Annotated in this window: 11 protein-coding genes; 4 read left to right on the top strand and 7 right to left on the bottom strand. The window is 70.3% G+C overall.

What is annotated here, in order from left to right; translation table 11 throughout:
* Positions 1–377: 377 nt before the first annotated feature.
* From Srubr_RS24780 to Srubr_RS24770, 3 genes are all read left to right on the top strand, one after another.
* A complete protein-coding gene (locus Srubr_RS24780) occupies positions 378–1,034 on the top strand; it encodes a DUF6230 family protein (RefSeq protein ID WP_189998719.1) in 657 nt (218 codons plus the stop codon).
* A gap of 113 nt (positions 1,035–1,147) precedes the next feature.
* Positions 1,148–1,693, top strand: a complete 546-nt coding sequence (locus Srubr_RS24775) for a DUF6114 domain-containing protein (RefSeq protein ID WP_189998717.1) — start codon at positions 1,148–1,150, stop codon at positions 1,691–1,693.
* The gene (locus Srubr_RS24770) at positions 1,683–3,173 is read left to right on the top strand and encodes a hypothetical protein (RefSeq protein ID WP_189998715.1); all 1,491 of its coding nucleotides are present in this window, start codon (positions 1,683–1,685) and stop codon (positions 3,171–3,173) included. Before Srubr_RS24775 ends, Srubr_RS24770 begins: the two co-directional genes overlap by 11 nt.
* 90 nt (positions 3,174–3,263) lie before the next feature.
* Here the strand turns inward: Srubr_RS24770 and pyk are convergent, their stop codons facing one another.
* From pyk to pta, 3 genes are all read right to left on the bottom strand, one after another.
* A complete protein-coding gene (gene pyk / locus Srubr_RS24765) occupies positions 3,264–4,691 on the bottom strand; it encodes a pyruvate kinase (RefSeq protein WP_189998713.1) in 1,428 nt (475 codons plus the stop codon).
* 84 nt (positions 4,692–4,775) lie between these two features.
* Positions 4,776–5,987 (bottom strand): acetate kinase, encoded by a 1,212-nt coding sequence (locus Srubr_RS24760; protein WP_189998711.1) that lies wholly within the window; start codon positions 5,985–5,987, stop codon positions 4,776–4,778.
* On the bottom strand, positions 5,984–8,086 hold the full coding sequence (pta, locus tag Srubr_RS24755) for a phosphate acetyltransferase (protein ID WP_189998709.1): 2,103 nt from the start codon (positions 8,084–8,086) through the stop codon (positions 5,984–5,986). The genes Srubr_RS24760 and pta overlap by 4 nt, the downstream gene beginning before the upstream one ends.
* A 193-nt stretch (positions 8,087–8,279) precedes the next feature.
* Here pta and Srubr_RS24750 point away from each other — a divergent pair, with 193 nt between their 5' ends.
* Positions 8,280–9,305 (top strand): ATP-dependent 6-phosphofructokinase, encoded by a 1,026-nt coding sequence (locus Srubr_RS24750; protein WP_181794792.1) that lies wholly within the window; start codon positions 8,280–8,282, stop codon positions 9,303–9,305.
* A gap of 36 nt (positions 9,306–9,341) precedes the next feature.
* Here Srubr_RS24750 and Srubr_RS24745 read toward each other — a convergent pair whose 3' ends face one another.
* From Srubr_RS24745 to Srubr_RS24730, 4 genes are all read right to left on the bottom strand, one after another.
* Positions 9,342–10,049 carry an XRE family transcriptional regulator gene (locus Srubr_RS24745; protein WP_189998708.1) on the bottom strand — a complete coding sequence of 236 codons (708 nt, stop codon included), beginning with the start codon at positions 10,047–10,049 and terminating at the stop codon, positions 9,342–9,344.
* Between the two features lie 127 nt (positions 10,050–10,176).
* A complete protein-coding gene (locus Srubr_RS24740) occupies positions 10,177–11,064 on the bottom strand; it encodes a carbohydrate ABC transporter permease (RefSeq protein WP_189998705.1) in 888 nt (295 codons plus the stop codon).
* Positions 11,064–11,927, bottom strand: a complete 864-nt coding sequence (locus tag Srubr_RS24735; RefSeq protein WP_189998703.1) for a carbohydrate ABC transporter permease — start codon at positions 11,925–11,927, stop codon at positions 11,064–11,066. The genes Srubr_RS24740 and Srubr_RS24735 overlap by 1 nt, the downstream gene beginning before the upstream one ends.
* A complete protein-coding gene (locus tag Srubr_RS24730) occupies positions 11,924–13,297 on the bottom strand; it encodes an extracellular solute-binding protein (protein WP_189998701.1) in 1,374 nt (457 codons plus the stop codon). Before Srubr_RS24730 ends, Srubr_RS24735 begins: the two co-directional genes overlap by 4 nt.
* Between the last annotated feature and the right edge of the window lie 200 nt (positions 13,298–13,497).

The raw sequence follows: 13,497 nt of genomic DNA, 5'->3' as shown, positions 1-13,497 counted from the left end.
ACCCCCTTGTGTCCAGGCCGAGAATGCACCACGATCGGCGACGCTCGGTCCCTTCCCGTACCCCGGCAGCCGGCCGGGTCGCGGGGCAGTCTGGGTCCCCACCGAGCGGGGCCGGCGGCAGTGGCGCCGGGTCCAGGGCAGGGGGGTCTTCGCCACCCTGGCGAAGCCTGTCCAGCAAGGTTGTGCGTGATGTGTGTCAGGCGCGACCCAGTGGTTGTCGCTCGGGGGTGATCGCCGGTGATTCGGGCGCGCAGTGCGCCGCCGAGTGCGGGCGCTCTCCTTTCCGAGGACGTAGCACTTCTCCCATCCCTGCCCGGCTGAGCCGCCGACCGAGGGCGAGTCCGGGCCAGGAGATGTACGTCCGAGAAGGAGGAAATATGGAGTCCCAGGTGCGTGGCGGGACCAGATGGAAGCGGTTCGCTGTGGTCATGGTGCCCAGCGTGGCCGCTACAGCCGCGATAGGTGTCGCCCTCGCGCAGGGCGCTCTCGCGGCTTCGTTCAGTGTGTCGGGGCAGGAGTTCAAGGTCAGCGCCGACAAACTCGTCGGTCATGGCTTCACCCAGTACGGTGCGGTCGACACGGGCAAGTCCCTCGAAGGCAAGGACGAGGCGCACCCGGTGGCGGTCTCGGCCTTCACCACGGCCGAGATCACCAACATGTGCCAGTCGGTGGTCACTCCGATCCCGTTCCTGGGCAAGAAGGTCACCCTCAGGCTGACCGCGGGTGACAAGGGCAAGGATGTCGAGGCGTCGCAGCTTTACATCGATGTCGCCAACCTCAAGGCCGACGAGGCCCTGTTCAGGGAGATGGACATCGGCGTCGCGGCCGGCAGCGCCACCAAGGGCCCCAAGCCCAACCCCGATGAGTACAAGCAGAAGAAGGCCAGCCCCTTCGGGTTCGCGCAGCAGGCCGACACGGCCATTCTGACCGGCGTGGAACAGACTGCGTGGGCGACCACCGCCGGCACGTTCAAGCTGTCCAACCTGCACATGGGGCTGCACTGGAACGACGGCAAGGGAATCGAGTGCTACTAGGCACACGATGACGGGCGGGGGAGCCACTGGTTTCCCCGCCCGCCCCTCACCCCCCGGCCTTCCCAGCCAGCACCACATCACCAGAGCAACGCCGTACCAGGGAGCTGTTGTCCATGAGCGCCGAGACTTCTGCCGCCGTACCCGGTCAGTTCACCCGCCGGAGGCTGCAGTTCCGCGCCTGGCGGGGCCGCCGCCCGTTCTGGGCGGGACTGTACGTCATGCTCGGCGGCTTTCCGATCATGTACTTCCCGTACGCCCACATCAAGTTCGGTCAGCTCACGGTGGCGATGGCGACCACCGCGGGAGCGGGGTCCCTGATCATCGGTGTGCTCCTCGTCGTCCTGGGTCTGACCCTGTGGTTCCAGCAGCACGTACGGGTCTTCGCGGGCGTCGCCGCGATCCTGCTGGCGCTGGTGTCCCTCCCGGTCTCCAACTTCGGTGGCTTCATCATCGGCTTCCTGCTGTCGCTGTTCGGCGGCGCCATGGCGGTGGCCTGGGCACCGGACAAGTCGGCGGGGCGGGCAGCGGCGGCCCCGGCCGGCGACGACGATGCTCCCGGGGACGAGGGGGCCGGGACGGCCCACGGGGTGCAGGAATCGAACGACCTGTCAGGAACGATCCCGGCCAACGGGGCGAACGGGAGGCACAGTGCCGGCTGACGAGGTGACCCGCGGGAGCGACGTGGACGGGTCCCGCGCGAGATCCGGGCCCCGCCACGCGGCCCCCAAGAAGTCACTGTTCACCAGGTTCCACATGCCGGCCGGCAAGGCCATAGCCTCCGTGGCGATGCCCACGGCCGTGCTCATGGGCATGGGCCTCACGTCCACGCTGGCCCTCGCCGACAACAACGGCAACTCTTCCTCCCCGTCCCCGCACCCCTCCGCGTCCACCTCCGCGTCGGCCAAGGACCTGACGCGCGAGGAGTACGAAGCCTGCGTCAAGGCGCTGGACGAGGACAAGGGCAAGGACAAGGACCCGTCTCAGTCACCGTCCGCCTCGGAGAAGGCGTCGGACGCGCCGTCACCGGAGAAGACCACCACGAGCGGGAAAGAGGGCGAGAGCGAGAAGACGCGGGACAAGGGCGGTGCCTCTTCGTCGGATTCAGGTTCCGACGACAAGGCCACGCCCGGCCCGACCGCGCCCTCGGACTCCGCTTCCGCCGCGCCGGACACGGGGAACTCCGGCTCGTCCGGCACGAGTTCCCGCTCCTCCGCGTCGGACTCCGGTGCGGCGGGCCCGGGTTCGGGCTCCGGCGGTGACGCGGACGCGTCGGCGAAGACCCGGGACGGGAACCTCCTGGACACCATCGGCGACACGATCGGTGACATCCTCTCCGGCGGCCGGGACAAGGGCACCGGCACCTCCACGCAGACCGTGGGCCCGGCTCCTACGGCGTCCCAGTCGCCCAAGGCCGAGGACTCCGGCACGGACTCCGGCGGTGCCACCGCCGAGGACACCGCCGACGACACCGCCGGGAACAAGGCCAAGGCGGCCGACGACACGACCGGTACCGGTGAGAAGGCCGGCGAGAAGGACACCACCGGGCCGGCCGGGGAGGCGACCCCGACCCCGTCGTCCAGCCCTGCGTCCACCCCTTCGGACACCCCGTCGTCCGGCCCTTCGGGCACCCCGAGCCCGTCCGGGAGCGAGTCCGCCTCCGTCGAGGACTGCCCGGTGGCCACGGACGAAGAGGGCGGCGTCGACAACACGGTGGCGGTGGCGGACGACCCCTGGTACCTGGACGCCAGCTCCCTGCTCCTGAAGGGTGCCGACTACCAGGGCATCGTGGAGGTGAGGCGGGCGAACGGCACCACGAAGAAGGTGCTGAAGTACGTCATCTCCGACGGCACCGAGATCGGGGACCTGCACCAGACGGTCAAGGACAAGCAGGCGAACAAGACCTACCACGTCCAGGCCGCCAAGGGCTCGAAGTCCACCATCACCGGCGGCGACACGGTGATGTACACCGAGAGCATCTCCGGGAACCTGTTCGGGCTGCTGCCGGTGACCTTCAGCCCCGACAGCCCGCCCCCGCTGAACATCCCGCTGATCTACTTCACCCACGTCAAGGTCGTCCAGGCGGCCCAGTTCGGCGGGAATCTGCACATTCCGGGGATGCACATGTACACGACCGACTGAGCGGTCGCACAAGCCGGTCCGGGAGCCGCACAAGGCCGAGGGCGCCCCCTGTCGCAGGGGGCGCCCTCGGTGTGTCACGGGACCGGTGGGTCAGCTGCTCTGGTCGCCCAGGTGGTGGACGCGGAGCATGTTGGTGGTGCCGGGGACGCCGGGGGGCGAGCCGGCGGTGATGATCACGGTGTCACCCGCGTCGAACCGGCTCAGCTTGGCGACCTCCTGGTCCACCAGGTCGACCATCTCGTCCGTGGTGTTCACGAACGGCACGACGTGGGACTCGACGCCCCAGCTCAGGGTGAGCTGGTTGCGGGTCGACTCCTCGGTGGTGAAGGCGATGATCGGCTGGGTGGCCCGGTAGCGGGACAGCCGGCGGGCGGTGTCACCGGACTTGGTGAACGCGATCAGGCCCTTGCCGCCGAGGAAGTCGGCGATCTCGCAGGCCGCGCGGGCCACCGAACCGCCCTGGGTGCGCGGCTTCTTGCCCGGCACCAGCGGCTGCAGGCCCTTGGACAGCAGTTCCTGCTCGGCCGCGGCGACGATCTTCGACATGGTCTTGACCGTCTCGACCGGGTACGCGCCCACCGAGGACTCGGCCGACAGCATGACCGCGTCGGCGCCGTCCAGGATCGCGTTGGCCACGTCCGAGGCCTCGGCGCGGGTCGGCCGGGAGTTGGTGATCATCGACTCCATCATCTGGGTCGCGACGATCACCGGCTTGGCGTTGCGCCGGCACAGCTCGATCAGGCGCTTCTGCACCATGGGGACCTTTTCGAGCGGGTACTCGACGGCGAGGTCACCGCGGGCGACCATCACGGCGTCGAACGCCGCGACGACGTCCTCCATGTTCTCCACCGCCTGCGGCTTCTCCACCTTGGCGATGACGGGGACGCGGCGGCCCTCCTCGTCCATGACGCGGTGCACGTCCTGGATGTCCTTGGCGTCCCGGACGAAGGACAGCGCGACCATGTCGCAGCCCATGCGGAGGGCGAAGCGCAGGTCCTCGACGTCCTTCTCGCTCAGCGCGGGCACGTTGACGGCCGCGCCGGGCAGGTTGATGCCCTTGTGGTCGGAGACGACACCGCCCTCGATGACGATCGTCCGCACCCGCGGGCCCTCGACGTCCAGGACCTTCAGCTCGACGTTGCCGTCGTTGATCAGGACCTGGTCGCCGCGCGAGACATCGCCCGGCAGCCCCTTGTACGTCGTACCGCAGATGTGCTTGTCGCCCGGCACGTCCTCGGTCGTGATGACGAACTCGTCACCGCGCTCCAGCTCGACCGGACCCTCGGCGAAGGTCTCCAGACGGATCTTCGGGCCCTGGAGGTCGGCGAGGACGCCGATGGGGCGGCCGGTCTCCTTGGACGCGGCCCGGACGCGGTCGTACCGCGCCTGGTGCTCGGCGTGGGTGCCGTGGCTGAAGTTGAAACGGGCTACGTTCATGCCCGCCTCGATCATGGCGACGAGCATCTCGTGGGAGTCGACCGCGGGGCCGAGAGTACAGACGATTTTCGAACGGCGCATGGGGCGATCCTATCGGTTTGTTTCGCTACGGAATATTCCGTCTGGCGGAAGATACAAATGAGTGCCGCACCGCTCAGGTGCTATTCAGTTGTTCTTTCCGACCAGTGCGTAGGTCTGCGTCGCGATCTCCAGTTCTTCATCCGTCGGCACCACGGCGACCGCCACCCGGGCGGACTCCGGCGAAATCAGCCGCGCCCCGCCGCCGCGCACGGCGTTGCGCTCCGGGTCGACGGCCAGGCCCAGACCCTCCAGGCCCGCGACCGCCGCCTCCCGCACCGGGGCGGCGTTCTCCCCGACCCCGGCCGTGAAGGCCACCGCGTCCACGGTGCCGAGCACCGCGTAATAGGCGCCGATGTACTTCCTGATCCGGTGAATGTAAATGTCGAAGGCGAGCGCGGCCTCTTCGTCGCCCTCGTCGATCCGGCGGCGGATCTCCCGCATGTCGTTGTCCCCGCACAGACCGAACAGACCGCTCCTCTTGTTGAGAAGAGTGTCGATCTCGTCCATGGACATATCGCCAACCCGGGCCAAATGGAAGATGACGGCCGGATCCAGATCACCGGACCGCGTACCCATCACGAGCCCCTCCAAGGGGGTCAGCCCCATGGAGGTGTCCACACAGCGGCCCTTCTCCACCGCGGAGGCGGAGGCGCCGTTGCCCAGGTGCAGCACGATCACGTTGACCTCGGACGGGTCCTTGCCCAGCAGCCGCGCGGTCTCGCGGGAGACGTAGGCGTGCGAGGTGCCGTGGAAGCCGTAGCGGCGGATCCGGTGGCGGTCGGCGATCTTCGGGTCGATGGCGTAGCGCGCCGCGGACTCCGGCATCGTCGTGTGGAAGGCGGTGTCGAAGACGGCGACCTGGGGCAGGTCCGGGCGCAGCGCCTGGGCGGTGCGGATGCCGGTGAGGTTGGCCGGGTTGTGCAGCGGGGCGACCGGGATCAGCCGCTCGATCTCGGTGAGCACCTCGTCGTCGATGACGGTGGGCTCGGTGAAGAACATCCCGCCGTGCACCACCCGGTGCCCGATGGCGGCCAGTTCGGGGGAGTCCAGGCCGAGGCCGTCGCGGCCCAGCTCCTCGGCGACCGCCTTGAGGGCGGCCTCGTGGTCGGCGATGGGGCCGGTGTGCTCGCGGGTTTCGCCGCCGGTGAGGCAGGTGTGCTCGATCCGGGAGGTCTGCTCGCCGATCCGCTCGACCAGGCCCACCGCGAGGCGGCTGCTGTCCCGCATGTCCAGCAGCTGGTACTTCAGCGACGACGAGCCGGAGTTGAGGACGAGGACACGGGTGGGGGAGGTCACTGCTGGGACGCCTTCTCGGTGGGGGTGTGGGCGGGGGTCTGGGCCTGGATCGCCGTGATGGCGACCGTGTTGACGATGTCCTGGACGAGGGCGCCGCGGGACAGGTCGTTGACCGGCTTGCGCAGACCCTGCAGGACCGGGCCGACGGCGATCGCGCCGGCCGAGCGCTGCACGGCCTTGTAGGTGTTGTTGCCTGTGTTGAGGTCCGGGAAGACCAGCACCGTCGCCTGCCCGGCCACGTCCGAGTCGGGCAGCTTGGTCGCCGCGACGGACGGCTCCACGGCCGCGTCGTACTGGATCGGGCCCTCGATCTTCAGATCCGGCCGGCGCGAGCGGGCCAGCTCGGTGGCCTCGCGCACCTTGTCCACGTCGGCGCCCGAGCCGGAGGTACCGGTGGAGTACGACAGCATCGCGATCCGCGGCTCCACGCCGAACCGGGCGGCGGTGGCCGCCGACTGGATGGCGATGTCCGCGAGCTGCTCGGCGTTCGGGTCCGGGTTGACCGCGCAGTCGCCGTAGACCAGCACCTTGTCGGCCAGGCACATGAAGAACACCGACGAGACGATGGAGGCGTCCGGCCGGGTCTTGATGATCTCGAAGGCGGGCCGGATGGTGGCGGCCGTGGAGTGCACCGAGCCGGAGACCATGCCGTCGGCCAGGCCCTCCTGGACCATCAGGGTGCCGAAGTAGTTCACGTCGGAGACCACGTCGTAGGCCAGCTCCACCGTGACGCCCTTGTGGGCGCGCAGGGCCGCGTACTTCTCGGCGAAGGCGTCACGCAGTGCGGAGGTGGCCGGGTCGATCAGCTGGGTGTCGCCGAGGTCGATGCCGAGGTCCGCGGCCTTCTTGCGGATCTGGTCGACCGGGCCGAGCAGGGTCAGGTCGCACACGCCCCGGCGCAGCAGCACCTCGGCCGCGTGCAGCACCCGCTCCTCGGTGCCCTCCGGGAGCACCACCCGCCGCTTGTCGGAGCGGGCCTGCTCCAGCAGCTTGTGCTCGAACATCATCGGGGTGACCCGGTCGCTGCTCGGCGCCGAGACCCGGCGGGCCAGCTCGGCGGTGTCGACGTGGCGCTCGAACAGGCCGAGCGCGGTCTCCGCCTTGCGCGGGGTGGCCGCGTTCAGCTTGCCCTCCAGGGAGAACAGCTGCTCGGCGGTGGGGAAGCTGTTGCCGGACACCGACAGCACCGGGGTGCCCGGGGCGAGCCGGGCGGCCAGGGTGAGGATCTCGTCGCGCGGCACCTCGTTGAGCGTCAGCAGCACACCGGCGATCGGCGGGGTGCCGGCGCTGTGCGCGGCCAGCGAGCCCACCACCAGGTCGGCCCGGTCGCCCGGGGTGACCACCAGGCAGCCCGGGGTCAGGGCGCCCAGCAGGTTGGGCAGCATGGCGCCGCCGAAGACGAAGTTCATCGCGTCCCGGGCGAGGCCGGAGTCGTCGCCGAGCAGCACCTTGGCGTCCAGGGTGTGGGCGATCTGGGCGACCGTCGGCGCGGAGAGCGCGGGGTCGTCCGGGACCACGTAGCAGGGCACCGGAAGCCGGTCGGCCAGCCGCCCGGCGATCTCGTCGCGGTCCTCGCGGGCCACCCGGTTGGTGACCATGGCCAGCACGTCGCAGCCGAGCCCGTCGTAGGCGCGGTAGGCATTGCGGGTCTCGGCCAGCACCGCCTCGGCGGTCTGCTTGCGGCCGCCCACCACGGGGATGACCGAGGCGCCGAACTCGTTGGCGAGCCGGGCGTTCAGGGACAGCTCGTCCGGCAGCTGGGTGCCGGCGAAGTCGGTGCCGAGGACCAGGACCACGTCGTAGTCCCGGGCCACCAGGTGGAAGCGGTCGACGAGGGCGGAGACCAGTTCGTCCGTGCCCTGCTCGGCCTGGAGCGCGGACGCCTCCTGGTAGTCCATGCCGTAGACCGTCGCCGGGTCCTGCGCGAGGCGGTACCGGGCCCGCAGCAGCTCGAACAGCCGATCGGGTCCGTCGTGGACGAGCGGACGGAACACGCCCACCCGGTCGACCTGCCGGGTGAGGAGTTCCATGACCCCCAGCTCCACGACCTGGCGGCCGTCACCGCGGTCGATCCCGGTCACGTACACGCTGCGCGTCACGTGTCCACTCCGTTCCTCATGTCGCTTCTGTCGCCTCTTCGGCATAAAAATCGCCCACCAAGGTGAGCCGAACCCTCTTGACAATACCCCTGCTGACGGATAAGGCGCCCGTCAGGACTTCACCGCTCCGACGGACGTGAAAGAATCGGCACTGGCTCACCGGCACACGACAGCGAGCAGGAGACACAGCACGATGCGCATCGGAGTTCTCACCGCAGGCGGCGACTGCCCCGGCCTGAACGCCGTGATCCGCTCGGTCGTGCACCGGGCGGTCGCCCAGTACGGGGACGAGGTCATCGGCTTCGAGGACGGCTACCGCGGCCTGCTCGACCGCCACTACCGGCCCCTCGACCTGGACGCGGTCAGCGGCATCCTGGCCCGCGGCGGCACCATCCTCGGCTCCTCCCGCCTGGAGCGCGACCGGCTGCGTGAGGCCTGCGAGGGCGCCGCGGACATGGTCGAGGAGTTCGGCATCGACGCGCTGATCCCGATCGGCGGCGAGGGCACCCTCACCGCGGCCCGCATGCTCTCCGACGCGGGCCTGCCGGTCGTCGGCGTACCGAAGACCATCGACAACGACATCTCCTCCACCGACCGCACCTTCGGCTTCGACACGGCCGTGGGCGTGGCCACCGAGGCGATGGACCGCCTGAAGACCACCGCCGAGTCCCACCAGCGGGTGATGGTCGTCGAGGTCATGGGCCGGCACGCCGGCTGGATCGCCCTGGAGTCCGGCATGGCCGCCGGCGCCCACGGCATCTGCCTGCCCGAGCGGCCCTTCGACCCCGCCGACCTGGTCAAGATGGTCGAGGAGCGGTTCGCCCGCGGCAAGAAGTTCGCCGTCATCTGCGTCGCCGAGGGCGCCCACCCCGCCGAGGGCACCATGGACTACGGCAAGGGCGAGATCGACCAGTACGGCCACGAGCGCTTCCAGGGCATCGGCACCGCCCTCGCCTACGAGCTGGAGCGGCGCCTCGGCAAGGAGGCCAAGCCGGTCATCCTCGGCCACGTCCAGCGCGGCGGCGTCCCCACCGCCTACGACCGCGTCCTCGCCACCCGCTTCGGCTGGCACGCCGTCGAGGCCGCGCACCGCGGCGAGTTCGGCAAGATGACCGCGCTGCGCGGCACCGACATCGTGATGGTGCCGCTCGCCGAGGCCGTCACCGAACTGAAGACGGTGCCGAAGGACCGCATGGACGAGGCCGAGTCGGTCTTCTAGAACCGGTCTTCCGCAACCTCGCGCGGTCGCCGTCCGTCAGGCGGTCCGGTCCGTCACGGACCGCCAGAAGGCCTCCACGATGGTGTCCAGGAACCGCTGCCCCGGTTCGCCGGCGCTCCGGCTGCCGCCGCCCCAGCCGAGGGTGGCGGCCATGCGCCCCTGGTAGTCCTGGTGCAGTTCCTGAAGGACCGGCTCCAGGACGTCCCGGTCCAGGGGGACGAGCTTCAGCAGCGGCCGCACGTACGCCTGCCAGCGGGTCGTCACCGCGCTGCGCAGCAGCTCCGCCAGCTTCGCCTCGCGGCCGGTGACGGCGACGAAGTCGGGCAGCGCCAGCCGCAGAATCCGCGCGAGCGCGGCCGACTGGCGTTCGTTGCCCCGCCACACCCCGCTCTCCTCCGCCCTCCGATACGCGCGCAGGTCCATGCCGACGGCGTGGGCGACGTCCTCGGGCGCCACGGACCGGGCGATGCGATGCTCGCGCAGGGTCCGCGGCCGGCTGATCAGCTCGCCCGGCGAACACCACAACACGCCCGCCAGCGCGGTGAGTTCGGGGTTGCCGGGGGAAAGGGTGCCGCGCTCCCAGGCGATCACGAGGTCGGCGGTGACGTACGGCAGCCCGTACGAGACGCGCATTCCGTACGCGACGTGCTCGGGACCCATGCCGAGCGCGGCGCGGAGCCTGCGGGCGGCCGGGGCGTCGAACGGGGGAGCCGGGGGGTTCGGTTGGGCTGAGGGTTGGCGCACCCCGCACAACGTAGGGCCGTGCGGGGGCCCTGACCACGGTCGGTTCCGCCGAGATCACGGATCGTAGGAACGTACGGGGTGATCACCGGGACTGCCCCGGCACCAGGTGTCATCCCGCCTCACCGCCTCACCCCTTCACCGCCCCGCCCAGCGCGAATCCGCCGCCGAGCCGCCGGGCCACCAGGACGTACAGCAGGATCACGGGCGTCGAGTAGAGCACGGAGAACGCGGCGAGCTGGCCGTAGGCCACCATGCCCCGGTTGCCGAAGAAGTCGTTGACGCTCACCGAGGCCGGCATCCGGTCGGGGCTGAGCAGCAGCATGAACGGGACGAAGAAGTTCCCCCACATCATCACGAACGAGAACACGGTCACCACGGCCAGCCCCGGCCCCATCAGCGGCAGCACGATCCGCACCAGCGACTGCGCGGCCGAGGCCCCGTCCGTCCAGGCCGCCTCCTCCAGCTCCCTCGGCACGCTGTCCATGAAGTTCTTCATCAGCCAGATGGCGAAGGGGAGCTGGGAGGCGGCGAAGAAGAAGACGGTGCCCTGGAGGGTGTCGATCAGGTTCACCCGCACGAACAGGGCGTACACCGGCACCATGATCGCGGTGATGGGCAGGCTGGTCGCGAACAGGATGGTCAGCAGGAACGGCCGGTTCAGCCGGGAGCGGAACCGGGACAGCGGGTACGCGGCGAGGGCGGCGCAGCCGACGGTCAGCGCGGTGCCACTGCCGCACAGCAGCAGGCTGTTGAGCAGCGGCGTGTAGGTGATGCCGGGGGTGAGGACCGCGCGGAAGTTGTCCAGGGTGAGCCCGTCCGGGATCCGTACCCGCAGGCCGGCGCCCGGGTCCACGGCGGACAGCAGCACCCAGGCCAGCGGCAGCGCGAAGGCGGCGGCCAGGGCGAGCAGCGCGAGGTCCGCGGCGAGCCGCCGGGTGGCGCGCCGACGCGACGGACGCCGACGGGAGGCGTGTCGGTGGGAGACACGCCGGCGGGAGGCGCTTTGGCGGGGCATCAGACCTCCGTCCGCAGCAGCCGCAGATAGACCACGGAGAACAGGGAGCCGACCAGCAGCAGGAGCAGCGCGACCGCCGTGCCGTACCCGATCATGCTGTTCTGGAACGCCTGTTCGTACATGAACAGCGGCAGGGTCTGGCTGCGGTCGCCGGGCCCGCCCCGGGTCATCACCCAGATCAGCCCGAAGACGGAGAGCGTCTGGAGGGTGTTGAGCATCAGGTTGGTGCCGATGGAGCGGCGGATCATCGGCAGCGTGATGTGCCACAGCCGCCGCCATCCGCCGGCCCCGTCCACCTCGGCGGCCTCGGTGATCTCGGCGGGGATCTCGTCCAGCGCGGCGGAGTACACCAGCATCGAGAACGCCGTCCCGCGCCAGACGTTGGCGAAGGACACGGCGAGGATGGGCAGTGTGAACAGCCAGTTCTGCCGGGGCAGGTGCAGCCAGTCCAGGACGGCGTTCAGCGTGCCCTCGCGGCGGAAGAACGCGTACAGCAGGAACCCGGCCACCACCTCCGGCAGCACCCACGCGGTGATCACCACCCCGCCGGTGAGGGTGCGGACGGGTTTCGAGGCGCGCTTCATCAGCGCGGCCAGCGCGAGCCCGAGGGTGTTCTGCCCGATGAGCGAGGACAGCACCGTGAACACCAGGGTCAGCCAGACGGCGTTCAGGAACGCGTCGTCCTGAAAGGCCCGGCGGAAGTTGGCGAGGCCGGTGAAGGAGGAGTGGGCCTGGCCGGTGAGCTGGAGGTCGGTGAAGGCGATCCAGACGCAGTAGGCGATCGGCCCGGCGAGGAAGAGCAGCAGCAGGACCAGCGCGGGAACGAGCGGGAGGGCCCGGACGGCCGGGTGCCCGCGCCTCACTTGCGGACCACTCGGCCGCCGGTGACGTCCTCGACGGTGGCGTCGTAGCCGCTCGCCGCCTCCGCCACGGACAGGTCACCGGTCGTGACGCCCTCCATGGCCTCCTGGATCGCGGTGGACACCTTCGGGTACGCCGGGTACGCGGGCCGGTAGTGCGTGTGGGCCACCAGGCCGGTGAAGAACCTCAGGCCCGGCTGGGCGCCGGTGTAGGCGGGGTCGGCGGCGACGTCCTCGCGCACGGCGATGCCGGAGTTGGCGATGTACCACTTACGGGCGTTGTCCTTCGTCTGGAGCGTCTTGACGAAGTCGAAGGCGAGGTCGGGGTTGGCCGCCTTCGCCGGGATGGCCCAGGTCCAGCCGCCGGACATGCTCACCTTGCCGGGCGCCTGGCCGTGCTGGGTGGGCATGGCGGCGAGCCCCAGATGCCGGGACCAGTCGGGCCAGGGGTGCCCGCTGCCCGGCTGCCAGGTCTGCGGCAGCCAGGAGCCGTCCAGGGCGATGCCGAGCTTGCCCTGGGGGAGGAGTTCGCCGTTGACGGTGGTGTTGAAGTTCGGGTCGAGGGCGTCGGAGACGTCGGGGCCGAGCTTCTCCCGGTAGACGGTCTCCACGAACGACAGCGCGTCCTTGAAGCCCCGGGACCCTACGACCCACTTGCCGGTGGTGTCGTCGTACAGGGGGTCCAAGGAGCCGTCGCCGGTGCCGTACAGGAGCATCTCGAACCCCTGCATCGTGGCCCGTTCGCCCGCCGGTTTGCCGGTGTAGACGTTGAGCGGGACGACGCCGGGGACCTTCCGCTTGATGGTGCGGGCGGCGGACAGGACGTCCGCCCAGTTCCTCGGCCGCCAGTCCGGTGGCAGGCCCGCCTTGCTGAACACCCTTTTGTCGAACCAGAGTCCGCGGGTGTCCGTGCCGTCCGGCACCCCGTACGTCTTGCCGTCCCGGCCCTTCGCCGCCGCCTTCGCGCTGCCGATGAACCGCTTCCAGTCCGGCCACTTGGCCAGATAGGCGTCGAGCGGCTTCAAGTAGCCGCTGGTGATGTCGGAGTTGATGAGGAAGGTGTCCTCGTAGACCAGGTCCGGGGCGGTGCGCGGGGAGCGCAGCATCTGCTGGAGCTTGGTGTAGTACTCCGCGTCCGGCGCCTTGATCGGCACGAACTCCACCTTCTTGCCGGGGTGTTCGCGCTCGAACTGCTCTTTGACGCCGGCCAGGTAGGTGTCCGCGACCTTGACGGAGTTGTCGGTGGACTGCTTGTACGACACCTTGACCGTGTCCGGGCCGTGGCCGGATCCGCTGCCGCAGGCGGCGAGGGCGGTGACGGAGAGGGCGGTGGTGAGGAGGGCGGAGAGGGCGGCGGTGGGGCGCACGGGCATGACCTCCTGAGCGCACGTGGGGGTGGCGCGGAGATGACTGCCGTGTGAAGGTAAGAGTGCTGGTCCGGTCAGGTCAATGCGTCTGCGGGGTGATACCGCCCCGGCCGGGCCGTCCCGGGCACCGCCCGGCCCGCCGTGCCCGGGCGGGGGAGCCGGGGGTCCGCACCCGCGCCGCGGCCCGGCAGAGGAGCACCGGCTCA

Source organism: Streptomyces rubradiris (genome assembly GCF_016860525.1).
Taxonomy (GTDB): Bacteria; Actinomycetota; Actinomycetes; order Streptomycetales; family Streptomycetaceae; genus Streptomyces; species Streptomyces rubradiris.
Note: the sequence above shows the minus strand (reverse complement) of the source record. Positions and strands in the feature narration are given on the sequence as shown.

Bases quoted from the DNA above. Each gene is read 5' to 3' on its own strand.
- Srubr_RS24730 (WP_189998701.1), bottom strand. From the start codon at position 13,297: ATGCCCGTGCGCCCCACCGCCGCCCTCTCCGCCCTCCTCACCACCGCC.
- Srubr_RS24750 (WP_181794792.1), top strand. From the start codon at position 8,280: ATGCGCATCGGAGTTCTCACCGCAGGCGGCGACTGCCCCGGCCTGAAC.
- Srubr_RS24780 (WP_189998719.1), top strand. From the start codon at position 378: ATGGAGTCCCAGGTGCGTGGCGGGACCAGATGGAAGCGGTTCGCTGTG.
- Srubr_RS24740 (WP_189998705.1), bottom strand. From the start codon at position 11,064: ATGCCCCGCCAAAGCGCCTCCCGCCGGCGTGTCTCCCACCGACACGCC.
- Srubr_RS24775 (WP_189998717.1), top strand. From the start codon at position 1,148: ATGAGCGCCGAGACTTCTGCCGCCGTACCCGGTCAGTTCACCCGCCGG.
- pyk (WP_189998713.1), bottom strand. From the start codon at position 4,691: ATGCGCCGTTCGAAAATCGTCTGTACTCTCGGCCCCGCGGTCGACTCC.